We start from the raw sequence: 5,060 nt of genomic DNA on the forward strand, positions 1-5,060 counted from the left end.
ACGACGCGTGTCGCTCGCGACTGGAGCACCATCTGGCAGGATGCCCCGACTGCCGCGAGATGTTCCTCTCGGAGCGCAGGCTCAAGGCGAAACTGTCCAGGTCGTGCTGCGAGAAGGCCCCCAAGGGTCTTCGTGAACGACTCATGGTGGAGATCCGCCGGACGAAAGAAAACCTTATTCAGTAATACTATTTGATGAAATTGAGAAGGCTCATCCAGATGTATTTAATATATTATTGCAAATATTAGATGATGGTAGATTAACCGATTCTAAAGGACGTACTGTTGATTTTAAAAACACGGTAATAATTATGACATCTAATGTTGGAGCTACAACTATTAGAAAACAAAATGTACTAGGTTTTTCTTTGGCTTCGGAAGAAGAAAAAGAAGAATATGAAAAGATGAAAGAAACTATTATGGATGGATTGAAAAAAACTTTCAGACCAGAATTTTTAAATAGAATAGATGAAGTAATTGTATTCCATTCTTTGAGGGAAGAAGATATAAAGGAAATTGTTAGTATAATGATTAAAGATTTAGAAAAGAGGATGAAAAAACTAAATATAAACATCAAGGTTACGGATAAAATTATAGAACATATAAGCAAAGAGGGATTTGATCCAGTATATGGTGCTAGACCTCTTGAGAGAACCATAACCAAAATGATAGAAGATCAATTGGCGGAAGAAATTTTAAAAGGAAAAGTTTCAAAAGATGATGATATATTGATAGATTTTAAAGATGACAGATTGATATTTGACAAGGAACCTATAGCTTAAGCTATTGACGAGGCGGCAAAATAATTATAAATTTGGAAAAGTCATAGAAGAACCTATGACTTTTTCTTCTTTTAGATTTAATTATAAAAAATAATTGTTATAATAAAGGTAGTAATAGCATTTAAAAAAGTCAACCCTTAAAGCTAAGGAGGAAAATATGAAGAAAAAGGTTATATTTAGATGTTCTAAATGTGGTTATGAAAGTATAAGATGGATGGGACGCTGCTCTGAATGTGGTTCGTGGAATAGTTTTGATGAAGTATATATAGACAAAAAAAGCATAGGAAACAGAAAGGAAAGTCAGAAAATTAAAGGGGTATCTCCCGTAAAACTTAATACAATAGATGTAGATGATGAGCAAAGAATAGTATCAAGTATAGATGAATTTAATAGGGTACTAGGTGGTGGCATTATCAAGGACTCTGTTACTATATTGACTGCTAGACCTGGAGCTGGTAAATCTACTTTATTATTAGAAATTGCAAAAGATATTGCAGAAAAAGGTTATAAAGTATTGTATGCATCTGGAGAAGAAAGCGAAACCCAAATAAAAAATCGAGCTAATAGAATCCTAGATGAAATTCCAAAGGATATTTGGATTTTATCCGATATTAGCATGGACAATGTATTACAAAACATCGATAATATAGATCCAGATTTAATAATTATAGATAGTATTCAGACCTTTAAATTAGAAGAATTTAAATCTAGAGCAGGTTCACCGATTCAAACTATAGAATGTGCAAATGCATTAGTGGATATGGCAAAAAACAAAAGCAGACCAAGAGCCGTAATAATGGTAGGGCATATGACTAAAGCTAATGAAATGGCAGGTCTTAGGACTTTAGAACATTTAGTTGATACTGTCATATATTTAGAAGGAGAAAGCGATGAAGAATTACGAACTTTAATGTCTACTAAGAATAGGTTTGGACCTACAGGAGAAATTGGGTTATTTGCTATGGAAGAAAAAGGTATGATACCTATAAAAAATCCTTCTGCATTTTTTTTAACGAGTCGTAAACAAAATGAAATAGTTCCAGGTAGTGTATTATCGGTGATAAAGGAAGGGTCAAGGTTAATAATAGTCGAAATAGAAAGCTTAGTATCTCATTCCTTTACTCCTTATCCTGCTAGAATAGGGGATTGTTTGAGAAAAGATCAATTAAGTACTTTAATCTCTATACTGGAACAAAGGGGTAAAATAAATCTATACGACAAAAATGTTGTTATAAAGACTACAGGAGGGTTACGGTTAAGTGAACAATCTGTAAACTTAGCTATAATAATGAGTATAGTATCTTCAGTGAAGGATAAAGGAATACCTAGCGATGTAGTATTTATTGCAGATGTAGGTTTAACTGGAGAATTGAAACGGGTTCCTTCATTAGAGGCTAGAATTAAAGAATTAGATAGGATGGGCTATAGAAGAGCATATGTTTATAAATATGGAATAAAACCAAATATGAAGTTGGAAGGAATTGAAGTAATAGGATTAAATACTTTGCAGGAAGTTATAGATCATGTTTTTAGCTAAATAAGACGTATATATTTTTACTTGGATATAGTCCTTTATATTTTAAGTATTAGAATATAAGAATTTTCATATAATATCTTACAAGACGGTTATTTGGAGGAACTTATATGAATTTAGATCTATATGATACTTTAAAGATGGTGGCTCCAGGAACTAAGTTGAGAGCAGGATTAGATAATATAATTAATGCCAAGACTGGTGCTTTGATAGTAATTGGAAACACTAAAGAGGTTTTAGAAATTACATATGAAGGGTTTTATATTAACTGTGAATACAGCCCTGCTAATATTTATGAATTAGCAAAAATGGACGGCGCAATTATAGTGAGTAAAGATTGTAAAAGGATATTATATGCCAATGCTCAACTTTTTCCTTGTCAACATATTTTATCTAATGAAACCGGAACTCGTCATAAAACTGCTGAAAGAGTTGCTAAACAAACAGGAGTTTTAGTAATAGCTATATCAAAACGGAGAGAAGTGATTACAATCTATAAATCAGACTATAAGTATATATTGAAAGATATTAACGAGATACTAAGTAGAGCAAATCAAGCAGTTCAGACTTTAGAAAAATATAAGGAGACATTAAATATTGCTTTATCTAATTTAACTACTTTAGAATTTGAAAATAGGGTTACCCTTTATGAGGTAACTAATGCTATTCAAAATATGGAAATGGTTTGGCGGATAGGTAATGAAATAAATTTGTACATATCAGAATTAGGAGTAGAAGGAAGACTACTGAATATGCAAGTTATGGAATTGATGAATGGAGTAAGGGGCGATAGGGTAAATTTGGTAAAAGATTATATAAAAGACGAATATAAGGATTACGCTACAGTAATAAATGAGATAAGTAGCTTTGATTCTAAACAATTATTGAATTTAAATTTAATTGCTAACAAGTTAGGTTACAATAAGGGATTAGATACATTAGATATCAAAATTGAACCAAAAGGATATAGAGTACTTAATAAAATTCCTAGGGTGCATCCTAATGTTTTAGAAAAGATAGTGTTAAACTTCGGTTCATTACAAAACATTATTAAGGCAAGTCCTTACAAATTAAATTTAGTAGAAGGCATAGGAGAAGTTAGAACTGCTAATATAATTGAAGGCTTAAAGAAGTATAAAAATCAATATTTTGAAAGCTAATACAAAGGCTAGAAAAGATTTGCATAGATCTAGCCTATTATATTTAACCTTATTTCAGACTGAAAATCCCTAATGTTTTCATATTACCATATTCCTTTAATACAGCCTCTGATAGGTTTATGTCCAAAGTATTGCAAAGGGCTGATAAATAAAATATATATGCACCTATTTCTTCTTCAAGTATCTCCCTGCAGCTAGGACATAAACTGCCCTTTACATGGTTTTCCATATTGTTTTTAATCTCTTCTAAAGATTCCTTATTGTAATCCTGTTTTGTAGCATGAATTTCAATACAACCACAATAAGTAACTGATTTAATTACAGCTCTATTAATCCTCGAAGTATATTCGTCTAACTTTGTTGTTATATCAAGAATGCTTTTATGTCTAATAAGCACATCTTCCACTTGAGCTTGAAAATCATCACAACTTATATCTTTTTCAACACTTACGGTATTTCTGTCCATATAGTTCCACCCCTGTCAAATGATTATTAGTTATGCTTTTATTATACTTATAAGGACAAGTTGTTGTCAAATATTTCTATCAATATTTTTAAAAAGTAAAATCAAAAAATAAATAGTTGACAAGATAAATGTTACTATGGTAGAATGTAATCTTTACAACCTTTAACTATTATTGTATAATATACTAAGAGGCAGTATGAATAGGAGGTTGTTACATGTATAACATTGGAGATAAAGTGGTTTATCCTATGCATGGAGCTGGGATAATAGAAGGAATTGAAGAGAAAGAAATTTTAGGTGAAAAACGGAAATATTATATAATGAGAATGCCCATAGGAGAAATGAATGTTATGATACCTGTGGACAATATTGAAGAAATTGGTATCAGAGAAATAATTACAAATGATGACCTTGAGAAAGTATTAGATGTTTTAAAGGGTGATAAAACAAAAATGCCTCAAAATTGGAATAGACGTTATAGATTAAATATGGAAAAAATAAAATCAGGCGATATATTTGAAATCGCTGCTGTAGTTAGAAATCTAATGTTAAGAGATGCTGAAAAAGCACTTTCTACTGGAGAACGAAAGATGTTAAATAGTGCAAAACAAATGCTTATAAGTGAAATAGTTTTAGTGGTTGACTCCAATCAGGAAGAAACAGAAAAATTAATAAATGATGCTATAAATTCCGCATGATTAAAATAATAAAAAAATTTGTTATATTATTTTATTTAATGGTAATAAATATACTATGGGAGGTGAACTAATGATTGATAAAATTATTAGGAGCATTATTACTTTAATTGGTTTATTAGTTGGTTATGGTATAGTTGCAGGATTGAAAGCTTTAGAGATAGTTAGCTTGTCAAATAAGGGATGCCCTGACGGTGACCGACAGCCGGAACTCGCGTGACGGGCGGTACATCGAGCGCGTGGGTTTCTACAACCCCATGGCGCGCGGCGGCGAAGTGCCGCTGCGGGTGGACCGCGAGCGGGTCGACTACTGGCTGAAACAGGGCGCTGCGCCCTCCGACCGTGTGCTCAGCCTGCTCAAGCGCGACAGCAAGCAAAGCGCCTGAGCGGCAGTCCGGTGCCGTGAGCCGGCCGGATGAGACCC

General features: G+C 32.8%; 8 protein-coding genes. 7 read left to right on the forward strand and 1 reads right to left on the reverse strand.

Annotated features, from left to right (window positions below):
- From VK998_RS09555 to disA, 4 genes are all read left to right on the forward strand, one after another.
- A partial coding sequence (locus VK998_RS09555) for a hypothetical protein (RefSeq protein WP_325227903.1) occupies window positions 1–185 on the forward strand: 185 nt, incomplete at its 5' end.
- A 14-nt stretch (window positions 186–199) separates the two neighbouring features.
- Entirely contained in the window at window positions 200–781 is a 582-nt protein-coding gene (locus VK998_RS09560) for an AAA family ATPase (protein ID WP_325227909.1), read from the forward strand.
- Between the two features lie 157 nt (window positions 782–938).
- Window positions 939–2,318 (forward strand): DNA repair protein RadA, encoded by a 1,380-nt coding sequence (gene radA / locus VK998_RS09565; RefSeq protein ID WP_325227904.1) that lies wholly within the window; start codon window positions 939–941, stop codon window positions 2,316–2,318.
- Window positions 2,319–2,425: 107 nt separating this feature from the next.
- Entirely contained in the window at window positions 2,426–3,475 is a 1,050-nt protein-coding gene (gene disA / locus VK998_RS09570) for a DNA integrity scanning diadenylate cyclase DisA (RefSeq protein WP_325227905.1), read from the forward strand.
- A 49-nt stretch (window positions 3,476–3,524) separates the two neighbouring features.
- Here the strand turns inward: disA and VK998_RS09575 are convergent, their stop codons facing one another.
- The gene (locus VK998_RS09575) at window positions 3,525–3,941 is read right to left on the reverse strand and encodes a nucleoside triphosphate pyrophosphohydrolase family protein (protein WP_325227906.1); all 417 of its coding nucleotides are present in this window, start codon (window positions 3,939–3,941) and stop codon (window positions 3,525–3,527) included.
- 215 nt (window positions 3,942–4,156) lie between these two features.
- Here VK998_RS09575 and VK998_RS09580 point away from each other — a divergent pair, with 215 nt between their 5' ends.
- The 3 genes from VK998_RS09580 (at window position 4,157) to rpsP (ending at window position 5,022) form a co-directional block, all read left to right on the forward strand.
- Window positions 4,157–4,639 carry a CarD family transcriptional regulator gene (locus tag VK998_RS09580; protein ID WP_325227907.1) on the forward strand — a complete coding sequence of 161 codons (483 nt, stop codon included), beginning with the start codon at window positions 4,157–4,159 and terminating at the stop codon, window positions 4,637–4,639.
- 70 nt (window positions 4,640–4,709) lie between these two features.
- Window positions 4,710–4,856 carry a hypothetical protein gene (locus VK998_RS09585; protein WP_325227908.1) on the forward strand — a complete coding sequence of 49 codons (147 nt, stop codon included), beginning with the start codon at window positions 4,710–4,712 and terminating at the stop codon, window positions 4,854–4,856.
- Window positions 4,831–5,022, forward strand: coding sequence for a 30S ribosomal protein S16 (rpsP, locus tag VK998_RS09590; RefSeq protein WP_475513935.1), 192 nt, complete (start codon window positions 4,831–4,833; stop codon window positions 5,020–5,022). The genes VK998_RS09585 and rpsP overlap by 26 nt, the downstream gene beginning before the upstream one ends.
- Window positions 5,023–5,060 lie beyond the last annotated feature (38 nt).

It is taken from the genome of Schnuerera sp. (assembly GCF_035459645.1).
In the GTDB taxonomy this organism is placed as follows: Bacteria; Bacillota; Clostridia; order Tissierellales; family Tepidimicrobiaceae; genus Schnuerera.

Bases quoted from the DNA above. Each gene is read 5' to 3' on its own strand.
- radA (WP_325227904.1), top strand. From the start codon at position 939: ATGAAGAAAAAGGTTATATTTAGATGTTCTAAATGTGGTTATGAAAGT.
- disA (WP_325227905.1), top strand. From the start codon at position 2,426: ATGAATTTAGATCTATATGATACTTTAAAGATGGTGGCTCCAGGAACT.
- VK998_RS09575 (WP_325227906.1), bottom strand. From the start codon at position 3,941: ATGGACAGAAATACCGTAAGTGTTGAAAAAGATATAAGTTGTGATGAT.
- VK998_RS09580 (WP_325227907.1), top strand. From the start codon at position 4,157: ATGTATAACATTGGAGATAAAGTGGTTTATCCTATGCATGGAGCTGGG.
- VK998_RS09585 (WP_325227908.1), top strand. From the start codon at position 4,710: ATGATTGATAAAATTATTAGGAGCATTATTACTTTAATTGGTTTATTA.